Below are 16,526 nucleotides of genomic sequence, written 5' to 3'. Positions count from 1 at the left end.
ACATCTTCATGATCGTTCGTCTCTTTGTGATCATATCCGATACTTATCCCCCTTCTTTCAACTCGTCCGGAGGAAGTATGCATTTCAAAATACATTACTCAATTTTCGAAAGTAGTCTGCAGACACTCGTTCGCGAATAGGTAACATCGAACTGCTCGTCCAAAAGGCGTTGTACGAGTGGGATACTATATTCTTCAGCGTCGTAGCCAGCGTTTACAGGCGGCTCGCACAGCAGTTGTGCGAAATTGAATTGTTCCTCACAATCGAGTTTCGGTGGGCGACCCGGGCGTACCTTATCCCAGGCTGCGTCGTGATCTGGCTCTTCCTCGAATCGGTGAAGACATTTATAAATAGTCTCCCCTGAGAGCCCGTACCGCTTTTTTTTACGTCCGTTTGAGAAACACCTTGTTTGTAGGTGATCGCCACCTAGGTCGCTTCGCCGCTTGGCCACTGCTCATATTTTCAAACTTTACCGGAGTTCTTCAGTCAAGATAATCCCCAAGCGATATGTAAGTTTCTACGAGTAGATAATCGAGTAAACAATTTCGGGAAACGGGATTTCTTCAGTAGTCTTCCTGAGCACTAAACCGGGTGCAGCCAAAAAATGGAGTGGTACCTTTCGTACTAAATACTGCCAGTACAACGATTAAAAAGTAGAACAAATTCTGATATTATCAAATGTCTGTATACCGTTGGTCGCCAGTCATACCTCTCTTCGAGTGCTTCAATAGCGCAATCGACAGTTTTGAGGACAGAAGTTATTTCTTCATCGTATTCGACAATGTCGGCCCGGTTTCTCTCGAACTTGAACACAAAGAAACTCTGCTTAGCGGTTACTGTGAAGACGTTGGACGATGGAATACTGTCTCAAGCTCATCTCGAGTGTTAATGTTGGTCGTTGACTCCTTGATGGGAAGACTAGCTGGTGCAGCCTCTATAGGTACCGTGACAACCTTCTCCAGCGACGCAAGCAACATTCGTGGTCCGACTGCCGAGGGAAGTTGTTTCCGAACACGCTTGAGTGTCGGCTGTTGGTACAGCGTGTGCAACGGATCTATTGTCCCGTTAGGCTGTTGAACCGCCAGCGCTGCAGGTGGCGTCTTAGACATGTGAACCCTGTCTTGTAGCGTGTCGAAAAGCCATTAGAGGACTTCTGGCGAAAGTAACGGCATGTCACAACCACAACAGAATACCCAGGATCCTTCGACGGCATCTACTGCGCCGAATACACCGGCTAGCGGACATTCGAATGCCACATCGTCAAACGCGAATGTTACGTCACGGTCAGACAGTACGTCCGCATACGTCTCCTGTTGGTCGGCGGTTTTGATAGCAACTACCGGTGGCTGATTCGTAGTTTCTGTGATAATGTCGACAACACGACCGATCATCGTATGTCCATCGAACGTCGCAACGGCCTTGTTTTCACCGTCGTCGCCGAACCGGCTGCTCTGGCCCCCCGTGAGTACAAGACCAGTTACATTCAACGTAGTTTCAATCTGTTCTGTCACTGTGGGTATACTCCTGTTCGACCACTAATCGATTAATACGTACGACGGTTCGGGTCGCCAGACGTTCGATGGCGCTACGGGCCGTACCACCTCCATCACGAACTGCGATCGGGGGGAGACTCATGGATCTCTCGCGTTCCTCTTGTAGCCGAGGGAGTTACAGCCGGCCGATGCCGGGAATCGATACACCGGGTACTTCGGCAGTGTCAGTCTCGTCATTGAGCAACCCGACTGCTGACGTCATCTCTGACTCCTAGGGTCAACTTGATTAGTGGTGCAAATCTGATCACTTGGATTGCAGTCGGCGGCATAACCTAAAAAGGTGAGTTTATGACCGGTGGCGGCAATCGCCGAAGAGATAGCTGTCCCGATGGCCCACCACTGCGCGTTCGATCTCGGAATCCGAACGGCGACCATCCTCCACGTATTTCGAGGATCTCCTCGAGGCGATTGCGGCGCTCAGGGTACTCCGGCCAGTCGTAGCCGAGCGATGTCTCGTTCATCGCCTCGTCCGTACTGAGGCCGAGGACAACCGTGTGGAACTACGGGTGGAAGTGATCCGAGATCCAGATGAAGTCCGCGCTCTCGGCGCGCTCGGCCAAGTTCAGGAGGCGACTGGGACTGAACGGCTCCTGGTGGGTCACGTAGTTGATACGGATCATCCCGTTCTAAGCATCAAAGAGTCCCAAAATACAACTTTCCCTCGCGTAAAAGTGGCGTCCGTCCTAAGATTTTTAGATGTCCGGTATGCTTTATTAATCATGTCCTGTACCATAGAATATTGCGTTCAGAACGTGTCGGCAGACGTCCGCAGTCATCTCGAAGCGTGTGAGTTCGACGTCCGTGAGGAGGCTTGTCTCCAACGATGTGGGGACTGTTTCGATACCGAATTTCTCGTGGTAAATGGAACTCTCGTTGAGGGAGATCACGATCGACTTCTCGTGAAAGTCGGGGGAGAAGAGAACCGAACATGAACGTCCTGTTCATCTCGATCGACAGCCTTCGCCGGGACGTACTCGGAGCATATCCGGACGCACCCACCATTTTCGACTACGAAGTTGAAACGCCGAACTTGGATCGGTTTGCCAAACGGGCGTTGGTCTTCGACTCTCACTACGCGGGCAGTCTCCCCTGCATGCCGACGAGACGGGAGTGGCTGACCGGTACGCAGGAGTTCCTCTGGCGGCCGTGGGGCCCAATCGAACCGTTCGACACGACGCTCCCGCTCGCTGCGCGGTCAAATGGAACGCTAACCCAGCTGATTACGGATCACTATCATTACTTTCAACACGGTAGCAACGGCTACTATGAGGACTTCCACGGGTTCGAGTTCGTGCGCGGTCACGAGTACGACGCCTACGAGACCGTCCCTAAGGAGCCAGACGAATGGCTCCTGTCGCAAGTGGTCAACGAGTCTCCCAAAGAATCCGATGACATCGCACTCACCGAGTTCACCGCGGGGACAAACCCGACCGACCTGCGGTTCATGAACCGAGCCCAATACGTGCGAAACGCCAAATCCTTCGAGGCCGAAGAGGACTTCTTCGCACCCAGAGTGTTCTCGAATACGGCCGAGTGGCTCAGGGAAAACCAAGAGTGGGATGAGTGGCTCCTGTACGTCGACAGCTTTGACGTCCACGAACCGTTCCACAATCCGGAACCGTATGCGTCGATGTACACCGACGAGGATCCGAGAGATCCCGAGCACACCGTCTGGCCGTTCTACGGTCGGACTGACGCTGGCCAGAGCGAATTGACCGACCGAGAACTTGACTTCGTCCGCTCGCAGTTCGCCGGCAACGTGACGATGGCCGACCGCTGGTTCGGTAAGGTTCTCGCTGTGATGGACGAAGAGAACCTCTGGGAGGACACGATGGTCATAGTCACCTCCGACCATGGGTTCTTCCTCGGAGAATACGGTTGGATCGGAAAGCCCGGGCGAGTCCCCATGTATAACGCCCTCGCTCACACGCCGCTTCTAATCTGGCACCCCGACGCACCGCGAATGGGTGAGCGCGTCTCGGCGTTGACGGCTGCGGTCGACCTTTACGCGACGATCCTCGAGGCCTTGGACGTAGACGACACGAGTCGCGGCCACAGTAACAGTCTCTTCCCCCTCATTCAGGGCGAAGTAAGCCACATCAGAGATTGGGCGCTCTACGGCTACTGGGGCTCATCGGTCAACGTTACCGACGGTGAGTACACGTATCTGCGCCCGTGCCGGTCAGACTATTCTACGGGGTGTTACTCCACGACGATGATGAATCCGTACGGCTGGTTTACGCCCCAACGACCGAAGGAAGATGCGACCTCCGGACGGTTTCTGCCGTACAGCGATGCCCCAGTGTGGCGATTCGAAGGCCCGTCAGTACAGCGTCACGAAACACCTCTTCTCTTCGACGTACAGGATGACCCGAACCAATCTACGGACTTGAGCGAGAGTGCTCGGGAGCTCAGCCGGGACAAGCGTGATCTTCTCGAGAAAGCGTTAACCGAAATCCAAGCGCCGGCGGAGCAGTTCGAGCGGCTAGGGCTGTAGCCCCGCGGCCATCCTTATCACCAAAGACGGAGAGAACAGGGCGGTCGTTTCTCGTGAGCAACCTACGTCTCGGGATGTGGTTCGATGCGGTCAGTTCTCTAGGTGTAGTTTCTTTCTTCCTCGGCGCCGGCTGTGACTTCGCGCTCGCCTGCGATCTCCGGGTGATGAGTGAGGAGGAGTCGTTCCTGGTGAACAGTTCGTGAACGTTGGCCTCGTGCCGGGCGACGGGTGGCTTCTTCCCCGGCTGGTTGGGGGAGCAAAACCAAGGAGTTCATCCTGACCGCGCCAGAGGTGGCCGACGATCAGCCTCAGGTCGTCGAGGTTGTCGAGGACGGCCAAACGTTGGCGACAGTCCGCAACCTCGCGGCCAGCCTGCGGGATAACCCAGCGACCGCCCTCCGCGAGACGAGTCGCTGGTTGACCAGACAGGGTCGTTCAAGGATTACGCATAGGCCGCCATCGAGGCAGAGTGGAAAGCCACGGGCGATCCTGAAAATAAGGAGGGGGTCAGCGCCGTTCGTGAAGGGCGTGACCCCGAGTTCGACCGAAAGTACTGACAAAGGGAGGATTACGGCCTTGCGCAGTCGGTATGAGAGTTCGGGCGACTGATCGCGATATCAACTCGTAAGATGGATTGGCTGAACGAACCGCCGTCACGATGCTTGACGGCCCCCAAACGAACGAGGTCGAACCGACGGAGGGCTTGACCCATGTATATTGTCAAATGGTGTGGGGCTGTACCTCGAACTCCTCGAAACGCCCGAGAAAATGTCGTACGTTGATGACACCGACGAGTGGCTATACGATTCCGTACCCTCGTGGACAAACAGACCCGATCACTTGAACTGAGCGACGCCTTACTCTTCCACATATAAACGCGGGGAGATTTGTGCTTCCTACTGGCATCCTCGCTGCTGGATTTATTGAAGAAACAAGAATTGAAACGCAGAGGTGTCCCCACTACGGTGAACGAATCGAAAGAGGATCTCTGAGCGGTCACCCAATGTGCTCAACTAGACTCTGTTCGCGCCGATCCGTTGGACTTCAACGAGGAACACCTTGCATTGACGGCGGCGAGTTTTGTGCTTCCCGGAGGGCGGCGACCCGGCCATTTTCACTTCCGCTTAGAGATATAATCGGAAGCATTGACTAAAATTGAGTATTGGCCGAATTTAGACGGAAGAGAGGTTAAAACCTGCATCACCGAAGTGTTAAACTGTATAACGCTATAGAAAATCTCGCAATTCAGATCGCACAACGTTATTTGAGGGAGAAACCAACCACAATGACCAAATCCAGTATATTCTCGCCGCTACTGCCTGTGAGAAGGCGGAACGCCATATCGATAAAACATTGAGAAGTTCGGGAACTAGCCAAAAGGTGGTATCAAAGCACATTACCCGTGAGAGTATTTGTTCAAACTTCAAGTTTAATTACATCATGCATAGAGGCCCAAGAAGCTGTAGTGACGGACTTCCATTTTATAGGAGGCAAGCATTCATTAGGTAAGTCCGCGATGTTCATCGTGACTGGTATAACGGACGTTGATCAGGAATGAAGACAACTAATCCCCCAAACAATGCGAAAGGTTGTCCGTTATTCGAGAGTCGTGTTTGATCTTCTGCTTAAATCATTGAAGGAGTCAAAACAATGAAACCAAAAAGTGATTCAATATACAAAGTAACCCCGTTGAACAGAAAAGGGAACCACATCTCACTTTTAGAATCGACTTGGAAGGAACACGGTCTGATCTCCGTAACAGATGGTGGTATCAGCAGTAGCATGCAACTGATTACGTCGGATGATACAATTGTCTCTGAAAAAGTAATCGCTACAAAGGCAACAGCACCTTTCGAGGGGACATTTGAATGGAAGTTCCTTCGAGACATGATGATTCGTCCAGATGGAATTCTCGAACCCATCCCCCGACACTACGCTGCAAAGGTTGCTGGGTCAATTATTCGGTTTGTTGAGGATCTTTGTTTAGGAACGATAATCCTAGCGAATTTTGATAACAAATCGGTCCCTGGTATTGTTACTGGCCCGTGTCGATATCGCTCAAGTTCGGCTCTGACTAACGTTGCACCGACTCATGTATTCCAGCGGGATGTTCGGTGGTTAGATCCTGTGTTAAAGAATATCTCGATTAATGAACATTTACTTGATCCTCATTCCAATATGGTTCCCATCAAGGAATTATCTGTTTCGGAGGCGTTGTGTGAAGTCGGACAGTCTCCTAAATCTCCTAACCAAAATCATGATCGAGTTCGTTAAAAGTCGTGTGTTTAGAAAAGAAAACCCATAAGGAAATAACAATAACCTTCCTACACTAGCCGGTTCCAGGACTATTATATTTGCGCAAAGCCTCTCTCAAATCGTGATTGTCGACGCAATCCAGTTGAGCAATACAGAGTTCGAGGGAAAGAATAATGCCTATCTGCTCCGCGGTGACGAGATAGCGCTCATTGATACAGGTGTCTCAACACCACAAACAGAAAATGCACTTCGGACAGGTCTTGCCGGACATGGCCTGACAGTGGCTGATCTCGATCACATCTTCTTGACGCACTTGCATGAGGATCATATTGGCCTTGCAGGTACCTTGCAACGTGAAAGTGGGGCAACCGTCCATGCTCACTCTGCAGATGCACCACTCATTGAACGTAATTCAGAGGCGGTTGATCAATTCCGCAAAACGCAACACAAATTTTTTGACCGCTGGGGGATGCCGACAACTGCCCGCCGTGAATTGCTTAGCTTCTTTAAACATCATGACGAACTTCGTGGTGAACCTGCCGATTTAATCACGCGCACTGACGGTGATGTTATCACCGTCGGTGACCAACAGCTAACTGTTGTCCATACACCTGGACATACTGCTGGGCATATCAGCTATGCGTACGAAGATGAAGACGGAACGGCGTTGTTTGCTGGCGATGCACTATTACCCCACTATACGCCAAATGTTGGCGGAGCAGACGTACGCGTATCACATCCACTTGAATCGTATCTTACGACACTCTCTCGTATTCAAGATGCTGAATTTGAGCGGGCGTATCCTGGGCATCGCCACGTCATTACCGATCCGGCAGCACGAGCGCAAGAGATCATCAATCACCATCACGAGCGGAGTCAACGCGTCATCGAAGTGCTCAATGACTATACCGCTGCCGACGCATGGACAGTCAGTGCGGAGCTGTTTGGCGATCTTAATGGGGTTCACATTCTTCACGGCCCAGGTGAAGCTTACGCACACCTCCATCATCTCACTAAAAATGGTGTTCTAACCGAAGACAACGGTGCATATGCGACGAAATCGGACACAAAACATCGCCTTAAAGAACTCTTTAATAATATTAAGTAATTTATGACATATTCTAATCGATTGTACCCTCTATTGAAGTAGACTACAAGATCTCAAACGAGTACTCGGACTGGTAGTTTGGCCAAGATTTTTGGCAACGAGGAGCAATATATTAGTTTAATGAGGAAATTTTACTACGACGATATTGATGTCGGTGAAGTTCACGACCTTGGGAGTTTTACGGCCGAACGAAAGGAACAATTAGAATTCGCAGAACAGTGGCACCCAGAACTACTCCCCCGTGACGAAGAAGTGTCTGTGGACCCACTACAAAATGACATCATCGCGAATGGCTTGTATATCGCGAGCTCGTGTATGCGTTTATTGGTGGACCGGTTTTTGAACGATACTGCGTCGCTTGGATCGTTCGGCCTTGATGAAATACGGTGGCCAAATTCTGTTAAACCAGGAGACACAGTGGATGTCAAATGTAGAATTACTGAAAAAACAGCGTCAAAATCACACGATGATCGAGGATACATAGAGATCGAAGTGCTGGGAACAAACGAAAATGACGATGAAGTAATATTCTGGCGTGGAACGAGCATTTTTTCACGCAAATAATCGTTGACTCTTTTGCATATAATGGTGGAGATAGAGATCAAGACCAATGTCAAACATCGCTCTGGAAGTGAATTTACTGTAAACCCAGAAGATCGATTCAGCGGCTGGCACGCCGATAATGCTAATAAAACTCAAAATCAAGACACTATTCAAATCGGCCAGTTTCCTTATAACTCCGACCGAAGTCAACGTAATGTTGATGAACTCGCGATATCTCTTGTTTCTGGTTCTCAGTCAAAGGACGTGTTTGAGCAGGGACACCGTATGCTAGGTGCCCCTCTGGAATTGTTTGATCCTGCAGGACGACGCTTCCCGCCGCGACTAAGCAATTCGACTCGACGGTTGCACCACGGAGTACTGTACTTTGCATCCCAATAAGTGCATGGTTCTTGACCGTTGCATAATCAATAACTGCATTGTGGCCGATGGATACTTCATCCCCAATCGATGCCCCGTGGAGCATCGTGAATTCTTGTATGTTGCACTCTTCGCCAACTGTCGTTGGATTATTCTTCTCATCACCACGTAAACAAACGAAAGGCCAAAGACTGGACCGTTCTCCTACAGTAACATCTCCAATCAAATACGACATCTTTGGAACAAATGCAGACTTAGCTACTTTTGGCTCCATGCCGAAAATCGATTCTTGCATATTCTGGCTAACTCTGACCAAGTGATAAAGTCTTATCGACGGAAAAGGGAGGAGGTCTTTACTGTGGTAGTTATTCAAGTGAGTTCATTATCAGTTTACTCTGGTTGCTGTGTATCAACCATTTTTGAGGGTGTTTTTTCTATCTCTGTTCCCATACTAATTTTCGATATATCTTCCGCGGCAAGCCACCAAATGCATAGCGCTGATAGCCATGCAGAAGCGCCAGCAGCAATATTGAGAGTAGCATTCGAGAGTATAAAGTTTATACCGGCAAACAATACTAGTAGAAACAAGGATATGAACGCTCCTTGAATCTGCCACCCCATTTGATTTTTAAAGGCTGGGTATCCCAGGAGTACAATTGGAATAAGAAGGGCAAGGAAGTAGGTTGCCATTGCCTGCGGCGTCACTAAATGCAATACATGACCTACCGTTTCAAGCATAAAGAGACCGAACAACCAGATTCCAAATGTTGCGACTACTGAACCAATATAGGTTTTGCCTTGCGAAATTTCCCATAGACCGCCAATACTTTCACCTACTGCCGCTATGAAGATAGCGAATACTAATGCGCCTGCTGCGTCAGGTACTATCAAGAGTTTAGCCCCTAAAACGGCAAGTGAATAACCGAACAGTAGTAGGGGGAAGATTCCAGGATTGACTGATTTATCTTGTGCCATGGTCCAACACACCCCATGATTGATAACAACTGAATATATGTGTTATGGCTTCGGTTATTTTCACCAGAATGCTATCATAGCAATACAGGATAATCCCCAGTTTATCACATTACTACTAACGGCGTTATATTTCGTTTATAATTCGAACAAAGAAACACCGACCGATCTTGCCTAATTACCACTAAAATCGGGATCTCGCTTTTCTCGAAACGCTTCTATTCCTTCCTTATGATCCTGTGTTTCCAGAAGAGTGCTCTGAGCTAGCGACTCGAGTAAACTTGCTGTTTGAGTGTCTTGGTTCCAAGCAGTATCGATGACACGCTTAGCTAATCCGAGGGCCTGTGGTGGTTGCTGGAGAAGATCGTGTGCATATTCTTGAGCGGCATGAGCTGGGTCCTCCGCAATTCGCTCAATAACACCTAACTCAAATGCTTGTTCTCCATCGAACAGTTCTCCGGTGAAAATAAGATCTTTTGCTTTTCCAGGCCCAACGAGCTGAACAAAGCGAGAACATCCACCAAGTCCAGGAATGAGACCGATATTATGTTCGGGAAAGCCAAGAGTAGCGTCAGGCGATGCGATTCGAACGTCACATGCCAATGCGAGTTCAAGTCCGCCGCCGACGCAGGTGCCATTGATGGCTGCAATGACTGGTTTTTCAAGTTGTTCTAACCCATCAAAAACACGACCAAGAATCCGCGAGTTCGACCGGAACTCTTGTGTTGTCCATTCTTGGGCTTCTTCAAATAATCCTATATCAGCACCGACGGAGAACACATCCCCAGCTCCTAAAAACACCACCACTCGTATTCGGTCTTCCCGAAGGACTTCTAATACATCTGCCAACTCGTGGCGAACTTGTTGACTGATTGTATTCACTGGTTCGTTATCTAATTGGACTGTTGCAACTCCATCCGAGATTGTTAGGTCGAGCGTTTCAAACTGCATACTCCTTATTCCGTACTCACCCTATATGATTCTGTGGTGTCGACCGGTAATCTATCTCACTTCGAGACAATATCACAGATAAAGGCATCAAGGCTCTCAATCAACACTAAAGACGAGTTCTCTATCGTCATCTTGTAGTATCCACGAAAACCGCTCTTTCGCTACTGATCAACTATTGACCAATGCTGCAGTGCAGACCGCAAGCGTATGCTTAGGGACGACCTCGTATTGTTTGCCGTTTTCTATACTTTAGTAGTGCCAGATGAGGTACTGAAGTGATATGCAAACTATTACCAACCACCGAGTACGCTTTGGTGAGCTTGCTGGGCCGCTTGTTCACGGCGCGAAGTTCTTCGATTGGCAGTTAATTTCCACCCAGGAAGTAGCCATGGCGTTTGACTACCCCTTTGAAGAAATCCTTGATGCCGACGGTATTCCTTATGCACCAGTGGTCGTTAGCACCTCGGTCGAGCGCTATCCCACCGTGGGGGACACCATTTCTGTCGAAACAGTCCCACGGAGCGTCGGGGACACAAGCGTGGAACTGGTATACACGATGGTAGACAGTGACGGTGAAAGTCTGGCAACAGCACAAATGACCCATGTAACTATTTCGCCAACTGGAACTGCATTACCACTTCCCGAAGTGGTTCGCTCGGCCTTTATTGACGCTTGTGTGGATTGCAATCCTACGGTTGGTCCAAGTACGGAAACCAGTGGAATCAAAAACCTACCGACGTTTTCATCGACATTCCCGATTCGTAGTCCCTTTATCGAGGGGGCGGAGTTAGCGTATTTCGAAGAATATCCACGGTTTGCAGATATTGCCCTTGAAGAATACCTCAGTGAACAAGGAATGAGCATTACCGAATTACAGGGGGAAAAACAGCCGTATCACATTCGCAACTGGAACTGGGAATTCAAGGCGCCCGTGCAGTTCGAGTCGACACTAACTGTTACATGTGACGTACTAGCGGTCGAACGTGAAACGATTCGCGTTGCCCATGAGTTGTCCAGCAATGGTCAAACCAACATTAAAGGTATCACCGAATACGGCTGTTATAATCGGTCGGGTACCCCTGTACCGTTTGATAAGTCGATGCTCACGCCCTTTATGGCATAAACACTCATCTTCTGCGGGTGGACCTCCTACTACATAGTGTCAGAATAGATCTTTAGCAAACCTGGAGTTCCTCTTGTATTGGATAACCTCAGTATTGTATTATCGCGGCCAACCGTTTTTTCCGGACTTGGTTGAATTCTATGCTGGTTTTTGGCCCTTCGTACGCAAAGTGCATAAACTCCTTTGAAAAAAGAGCAATCGCAAACCGAAGAGTCTCCCACAGATTCAGCAGCGGAGGGATTTACATATGATTGTCGAGTAATAAACCGCGTATGTCAATGGATAAGATAGCCAGCATGCACGATGCTATTGCTAATATTAGGGCCGGCAGCTCTGTTGCCCTAGGATTGGCGCTGGAACATGCAATACCTTTTGCCGCTGGACATGAGCTAATTCGGTAGGAAACGCCGAACCTCACATTGATTGGCCCAATCAGTGATGTACTCTTCGACCAGCTAATTGGGGCTGGGTTAGTAGAACAGATTCGGGCGGCATGGATTGGGAATGTAAGTACAGGCACTGGCCATTGTTTCCGACGAGCAGTCGAGAGCGACAAACTCACAGTCAAGAACCATTCAAATTTCAGCATTGCACTCGCGCTAAAGGCGGCAGGGATGGGTGTGCCTTATCTTCCAACACGATCATTATTGGGGAGCGACATTCTCAAAGAAAGCAATCAGTTCATTGAAACCGAAGATCCCTTCGCAGGGGATTCCGTAGTTCTCATTCCGGCGATCGCCCCTGATTGGGCAATTGTTCATGTACAACGAGCTGATCCATATGGCGACGCCCACTTCTGGGGCAACACTGGAATTACTCATCCTGCTATCGAGGCAGCAGATCGCGTGATCTTGACCACTGAAGAAATCGTCGAGCCATCGGTGATCAAGAGTGACCCAAGCAGAACCAGCATCACTCGCGACCAAGTGACCGCTGTCGTCGAGGTGCCACACGGAGCTCATCCGTCACCGGTAGCTGGCTACTATAACCGTGACAACCAGTACTTCCTTGACTACTACAAGTGGACCGAAAGTTCCTCGGCGTATGAGGAATGGGTCACAGAGTGGGTGTACGATGTTGATTCGCGTGCAGAATACTATGAGAAGGTAGACGCAGATCTCTCATTGTCCATCGATTGTTCTGCCGCAGAGGTGAATTATGGCCAATGACAATCACGAATATACTGACCGAGAACTGATGGTGAGCGCTGCGGCGCGGGGGATTGAAGATGGAGACGTGGCATTTGTCGGAATGCGTCTCCCGTTGATTGCATTCCAGCTTGCCGTTAGTACCCATGCGCCGAATGCACTCTCAGTTTTTGAAAGTGGTGTTGTACGAGATGATCCGGCAGATGGATTTATTCATACAATGTATGATCTCCCAAACCTCAATTGCGCCGTCTCGACAACGGATATGATCGACACCATGAGCCGATTACAACGAGGTGATGTTGATATTGGATTCCTCGGCGTTGCAGAGATTGATCGACGTGGAAACTTAAATACGACACGAGTACAGGCTGATGAGCGAGAAATTCGTCTTCCGGGAAGCAGCGGTGCCTGTGATATTGCGAATATGGCTGGCCGAACAGTAATCCTGATGGCACATGAATCTCGCCGATTCGTTGAGGATGTCCACTATAATACTAGCCCTGGATACGGAGAGAGTGAAGAATGGCGGACTGAGAACGACGTAACAGGTGGGGGCCCAGACGCACTAGTCACTACAAAGGCGACGTTCGGTTTCTACAACGGCGAACTCTTTCTTAAGACGACGCATCCAGGCGTGTCGGTTAACGAAGTGCAAGCCGACTTTCCTTGGGAACTGCAGACGATAGGCGATATTGGGCAGGGGAAGGTTGAGGAGACATCTGAGCCAACGGGGAGAGAGCTATCGCTAATTCGCAAATTCGATCCTGAAGGATTTTGGACTCAATAGTTGTTTTCTTGGAACCGACCCCCGGTTCTAACCACAAGTTATTTGCCCTGAAACTATAATCAATCACCTGGCGCTATGCAAGACAATATCCCACAGGCGTACCTACCGGATGAGACCGACAGTCCAGACTTGGTACATGCGGTACCCGAAGTTCACTACCCCAAGCAGATAAACGCCGCAACGGAACTGGTGGATCGACATGTGGAAGAAGGACATGGGGATAATATTGCAATCTACTTTGAAGATGAGACGATTACATATAAAGAACTCCAAGAGCGAATTAATCGACTGGGGAATTCTCTTCTAAACTTGGGTATCGAGCCAGGAGATAGAGTTGTAATCCGGTTTACGAACCGACCAGAAGCGATCGTCTCCTGCCTGGCCACACAGAAGATTGGGGCAGTAGCCCTCCCCTCGATGAAACTCCTTAGAGCGAAGGAGCTTACGTACATTATCAACGATGCTGAAGCGACGGCGGTCATCGTATATGATGATCTGCTGAACGAGATTGAACAGACAACAGACGATCTCAAGACGCTTGAGGAAATTGTAGTTGCAGAGCGAACTGATATTGATCACGATTTTCATAGCTATGATAATTTGATGGAGGACGCCTCTCCTGAGCTTAGCGCATATGATACGCATTGCGACGATCTCGCGCTCATGCTCTACACCAGTGGCACTACCGGTCGACCGAAAGGGGCAATTCATACCCATAGACAGGTACTCGCAACGGCCGATACGTACGCACGGTATTGTCTTTCCCCCACGGAGGAAGATGTCTTTGGCGGCAATCCACCGCTCCCATTTGCCTATGGATATGGTGACCTTGTGACATTCCCACTTCGATTCGGTGCGAGTACCAGTCTTGTTGAAAACGCTACTCCAAAGACGCTCTTAGAAGCTATCGAGAACCATGGTATTACCATCTTTTGTTCGATCCCAACTGCGTATAACCAACTTCTATCTAAGCATCCTGAGGGCCCTGAGAAGTACGACGTTTCATCGCTCAGACTCGGAGTAAGTGCCGGCGAACCGCTAACTCCGAATACATTTGAGCAGATTCAGGAGGAATATGGTATCGAGATTTACGATGGAATCGGAACGACGGAAATGCTCCACATTTTCATTAGTCATCGCCAAACGGACGAAGTTGACGCAAGCGCCACTGGATTTCCAGTACCGGGATATGAGTGTAAGATCATTGATCCGGATACCGGTGAGGAGGTTCCACGGGGGACGCCAGGCTTGTTAGCGGTTCGCGGTCCAACCGGGATGACCTATTGGAACCGGCCAGATAAACAGGATGAGGTAGTGAACGATGGTTGGAGTCTTCCTGGGGATATCTTCGTTCAGCGGGAGGATGGCCGCTTCGAATACAAGTCACGTCGTGATGATCTCATCATCTCCAGTGGCTATAACATTCCTGGTCCCGAAGTTGAGTCGGTTCTTGAGGAACATGAAGCAGTCGGTGAGGTCGCCGTGATAGGCAGTCCAGATCCAGAGCGAGGCCAAATCGTCAAAGCGTTCATCGTTCTATCCCCTGATTTCGATCCTGATAACATCCTTATTGAAGATCTGCAAAATCGAGTCAAGAACACACTCGCACCGTATAAGTATCCTCGAGAAATTGAATTTCTTGATGAACTTCCTCGAACGGAAACAGGGAAAATACAACGTATGAAACTTCGGAAAGAAGAACGAAGCAAAGTTGACGAACTAGCCTGAGCAAAGCCTTTTTCCACTATTGTAAAGGAGCATACGAACCTGGCTGTCGTAGTTTATGGAGAATTAACAACGATTAGTCGGTCTCTTTTCGTATAGACGAAGACGGCAGTTGTCAAGTTAGCACCGTAATCGAACCCTTCGTGAGTACCTTGCGATATGGAAAATTTTCTGCCAAGGCGGGAAAACACCGTTTTCGACCCTGTTCCGCCTGTTTACAAGAATTGATTACAATTTCGTTTACGATGGCGGGGGCAGTAGACGAAAAACGCCCGAATGACATCATTAACCATTAAATATCGCGAGTATTCCATTACAGTCCTACTGCTGTAATCCGTGAATCGGTGGTGCGTTAGCTCTTCATTACACGAATAGGCTTGTAACGGGGGCTCTATTTATGAAGTCGATCTGCTTAGGAAGTATGAACAGTTCGATTTCAAGAGTTGTGTAAACAGAAAACGTAAACACCACGGGAAACGCAAATCTAGCTCGGATTCGTATGAACAGAAAATCAATGGATTTGGAAACTGCTATGGACCGGTGTTCGTCTCGATTTTCACGTCGGATCGCGGTTTCGCAATACACGTGAGCACGTACCCTTCTTCGCGTTCTGTGTCGGAGAGAAACATCCCTTCTGTTTGATCAACCTCTCCTTCAATGACCATGCCCGAGCAAACTCCACAGACGCCCATTCGGCACTGGTATGGGAGCTCGAGTCCAGATTCCTCTGCAGCCTCCAAAATCGGCTGATTCTCGGGAACCTCTATCGTGACATCTTCATTGACGAATTTTACCTTGTGAGTCTCAACCATTGTCACTCCAGCTGTTTCTCGTAGATGTGTTCGACGGGGGTGAACCCAAGTGCTGAATACTTCTCCTGTGCTTTTGCATCTCCTTCGATCGCATTGATGCGATAGAAATTCACATCACGAGGCGAAGTGGTAAACCACTCCTCTGCAGTCTGAAGGAGTGCTCGCCCAATTCCTTCACCTCTGTAGGACTCTATCACATAGAGCCCGTTGATGTGCCCATGATCCTCAAGCCGAAAGATGGGGTGGTTCCCCATGATCCGTGCTTCAGCAACACCGACAAGTTCGTTATCAGCTTCGGCGACGACGACCGTCCCGTACTTTGAGTCAACCAATTGATTCTCAAAGTACGAGAGCCACCGTTCGTCGGCACTCTCCTTATGCCGGTATCGTTCATCGTACTTGGAGAGATGATTCGTAAATCCATGCCACAATTCAAGGAGGGCGTCGCCATCCTGAGCATCTGCATGTCTGGTTGTGAATTCCATATATAGGAGTCAAACACATGTGATAAATAAGTTGTCCCCAAAGGATGGGAGATCCCATATGGGTGTTCTTCCTTTCACAAAGGATAGAACCGAAAGCGCTCTGTGGAGGTCGTGTTTGCGTTCGCACTTAGGTGAGTGGTTCTTAAGCCTAGCTCCTCTTCTGTTGAGCCCCAAGCACAGATGCA

At 49.4% G+C, this 16,526-nt stretch carries 17 protein-coding genes; 10 read left to right on the top strand and 7 right to left on the bottom strand.

The window, feature by feature from the left end; translation table 11 throughout:
* Positions 1 to 94: 94 nt before the first annotated feature.
* Both LIX00_RS26215 and LIX00_RS23905 read right to left on the bottom strand, forming a co-directional pair.
* A complete protein-coding gene (locus LIX00_RS26215) occupies positions 95 to 451 on the bottom strand; it encodes a helix-turn-helix domain-containing protein (RefSeq protein WP_227357216.1) in 357 nt (118 codons plus the stop codon).
* A 691-nt stretch (positions 452 to 1,142) separates the two neighbouring features.
* On the bottom strand, positions 1,143 to 1,511 hold the full coding sequence (locus tag LIX00_RS23905; protein ID WP_227357215.1) for an NTP transferase domain-containing protein: 369 nt from the start codon (positions 1,509 to 1,511) through the stop codon (positions 1,143 to 1,145).
* 761 nt (positions 1,512 to 2,272) lie between these two features.
* On the opposite strand from LIX00_RS23905, the gene LIX00_RS26210 reads away from it, so the two are divergent.
* The 6 genes from LIX00_RS26210 to LIX00_RS23875 all read left to right on the top strand — a co-directional run bounded on the left by LIX00_RS26210 (position 2,273) and on the right by LIX00_RS23875 (position 7,978).
* Entirely contained in the window at positions 2,273 to 2,485 is a 213-nt protein-coding gene (locus tag LIX00_RS26210) for a DUF1450 domain-containing protein (RefSeq protein ID WP_227357214.1), read from the top strand.
* Positions 2,482 to 4,050, top strand: coding sequence for a sulfatase (locus LIX00_RS23895; RefSeq protein WP_227357213.1), 1,569 nt, complete (start codon positions 2,482 to 2,484; stop codon positions 4,048 to 4,050). Before LIX00_RS26210 ends, LIX00_RS23895 begins: the two co-directional genes overlap by 4 nt.
* A 53-nt stretch (positions 4,051 to 4,103) precedes the next feature.
* A complete protein-coding gene (locus LIX00_RS23890) occupies positions 4,104 to 4,253 on the top strand; it encodes a hypothetical protein (protein ID WP_227357212.1) in 150 nt (49 codons plus the stop codon).
* A gap of 1,447 nt (positions 4,254 to 5,700) precedes the next feature.
* Positions 5,701 to 6,324, top strand: coding sequence for a hypothetical protein (locus LIX00_RS23885; RefSeq protein WP_227357211.1), 624 nt, complete (start codon positions 5,701 to 5,703; stop codon positions 6,322 to 6,324).
* Between the two features lie 103 nt (positions 6,325 to 6,427).
* Positions 6,428 to 7,414, top strand: coding sequence for an MBL fold metallo-hydrolase (locus tag LIX00_RS23880; RefSeq protein WP_227357210.1), 987 nt, complete (start codon positions 6,428 to 6,430; stop codon positions 7,412 to 7,414).
* Between the two features lie 120 nt (positions 7,415 to 7,534).
* Positions 7,535 to 7,978, top strand: coding sequence for a hotdog family protein (locus LIX00_RS23875; protein WP_227357209.1), 444 nt, complete (start codon positions 7,535 to 7,537; stop codon positions 7,976 to 7,978).
* Positions 7,979 to 8,123: 145 nt separating this feature from the next.
* On the opposite strand, the gene LIX00_RS23870 is transcribed toward LIX00_RS23875, so the two are convergent.
* The 3 genes from LIX00_RS23870 to LIX00_RS23860 form a co-directional block, all read right to left on the bottom strand.
* Positions 8,124 to 8,630, bottom strand: coding sequence for a gamma carbonic anhydrase family protein (locus LIX00_RS23870; RefSeq protein WP_227357208.1), 507 nt, complete (start codon positions 8,628 to 8,630; stop codon positions 8,124 to 8,126).
* A 95-nt stretch (positions 8,631 to 8,725) separates the two neighbouring features.
* Complete coding sequence (locus tag LIX00_RS23865; protein ID WP_227357207.1) at positions 8,726 to 9,310, bottom strand: GPR1/FUN34/YaaH family transporter; 585 nt, start codon at positions 9,308 to 9,310, stop codon at positions 8,726 to 8,728.
* A gap of 171 nt (positions 9,311 to 9,481) precedes the next feature.
* On the bottom strand, positions 9,482 to 10,258 hold the full coding sequence (locus LIX00_RS23860; protein ID WP_227357206.1) for an enoyl-CoA hydratase/isomerase family protein: 777 nt from the start codon (positions 10,256 to 10,258) through the stop codon (positions 9,482 to 9,484).
* A gap of 280 nt (positions 10,259 to 10,538) precedes the next feature.
* Here LIX00_RS23860 and LIX00_RS23855 point away from each other — a divergent pair, with 280 nt between their 5' ends.
* The 4 genes from LIX00_RS23855 (at position 10,539) to LIX00_RS23840 (ending at position 15,047) form a co-directional block, all read left to right on the top strand.
* A complete protein-coding gene (locus LIX00_RS23855; RefSeq protein WP_227357205.1) occupies positions 10,539 to 11,381 on the top strand; it encodes an acyl-CoA thioesterase in 843 nt (280 codons plus the stop codon).
* A gap of 419 nt (positions 11,382 to 11,800) precedes the next feature.
* The gene (locus tag LIX00_RS23850; protein ID WP_227357204.1) at positions 11,801 to 12,550 is read left to right on the top strand and encodes a CoA transferase subunit A; all 750 of its coding nucleotides are present in this window, start codon (positions 11,801 to 11,803) and stop codon (positions 12,548 to 12,550) included.
* Positions 12,540 to 13,319: a CoA-transferase subunit beta gene (locus LIX00_RS23845; protein ID WP_227357203.1), complete on the top strand. Its 780-nt coding sequence runs from the start codon at positions 12,540 to 12,542 to the stop codon at positions 13,317 to 13,319. Before LIX00_RS23850 ends, LIX00_RS23845 begins: the two co-directional genes overlap by 11 nt.
* Positions 13,320 to 13,394: 75 nt before the next feature.
* Positions 13,395 to 15,047, top strand: a complete 1,653-nt coding sequence (locus tag LIX00_RS23840; RefSeq protein WP_227357202.1) for an acetate--CoA ligase — start codon at positions 13,395 to 13,397, stop codon at positions 15,045 to 15,047.
* 527 nt (positions 15,048 to 15,574) lie between these two features.
* Here LIX00_RS23840 and LIX00_RS23835 read toward each other — a convergent pair.
* Positions 15,575 to 15,856, bottom strand: a complete 282-nt coding sequence (locus LIX00_RS23835; protein ID WP_227357201.1) for a 2Fe-2S iron-sulfur cluster-binding protein — start codon at positions 15,854 to 15,856, stop codon at positions 15,575 to 15,577.
* Between the two features lie 2 nt (positions 15,857 to 15,858).
* On the bottom strand, positions 15,859 to 16,341 hold the full coding sequence (locus tag LIX00_RS23830; protein ID WP_227357200.1) for a GNAT family N-acetyltransferase: 483 nt from the start codon (positions 16,339 to 16,341) through the stop codon (positions 15,859 to 15,861).
* Positions 16,342 to 16,526 lie beyond the last annotated feature (185 nt).

The sequence above is a fragment of the Haladaptatus salinisoli genome, assembly GCF_020614375.1.
Lineage (GTDB): Archaea > Halobacteriota > Halobacteria > Halobacteriales > Haladaptataceae > Haladaptatus > Haladaptatus salinisoli.
The sequence above is the reverse complement of the archived record's forward strand: the minus strand, read 5'-3'. Positions and strand labels throughout refer to the sequence as shown.

Bases quoted from the DNA above. Each gene is read 5' to 3' on its own strand.
- LIX00_RS26210 (WP_227357214.1), top strand. From the start codon at position 2,273: ATGTCCTGTACCATAGAATATTGCGTTCAGAACGTGTCGGCAGACGTC.
- LIX00_RS23895 (WP_227357213.1), top strand. From the start codon at position 2,482: ATGAACGTCCTGTTCATCTCGATCGACAGCCTTCGCCGGGACGTACTC.
- LIX00_RS23885 (WP_227357211.1), top strand. From the start codon at position 5,701: ATGAAACCAAAAAGTGATTCAATATACAAAGTAACCCCGTTGAACAGA.
- LIX00_RS23875 (WP_227357209.1), top strand. From the start codon at position 7,535: ATGAGGAAATTTTACTACGACGATATTGATGTCGGTGAAGTTCACGAC.
- LIX00_RS23870 (WP_227357208.1), bottom strand. From the start codon at position 8,630: ATGCAAGAATCGATTTTCGGCATGGAGCCAAAAGTAGCTAAGTCTGCA.
- LIX00_RS23865 (WP_227357207.1), bottom strand. From the start codon at position 9,310: ATGGCACAAGATAAATCAGTCAATCCTGGAATCTTCCCCCTACTACTG.
- LIX00_RS23860 (WP_227357206.1), bottom strand. From the start codon at position 10,258: ATGCAGTTTGAAACGCTCGACCTAACAATCTCGGATGGAGTTGCAACA.
- LIX00_RS23855 (WP_227357205.1), top strand. From the start codon at position 10,539: ATGCAAACTATTACCAACCACCGAGTACGCTTTGGTGAGCTTGCTGGG.
- LIX00_RS23845 (WP_227357203.1), top strand. From the start codon at position 12,540: ATGGCCAATGACAATCACGAATATACTGACCGAGAACTGATGGTGAGC.
- LIX00_RS23840 (WP_227357202.1), top strand. From the start codon at position 13,395: ATGCAAGACAATATCCCACAGGCGTACCTACCGGATGAGACCGACAGT.
- LIX00_RS23835 (WP_227357201.1), bottom strand. From the start codon at position 15,856: ATGGTTGAGACTCACAAGGTAAAATTCGTCAATGAAGATGTCACGATA.
- LIX00_RS23830 (WP_227357200.1), bottom strand. From the start codon at position 16,341: ATGGAATTCACAACCAGACATGCAGATGCTCAGGATGGCGACGCCCTC.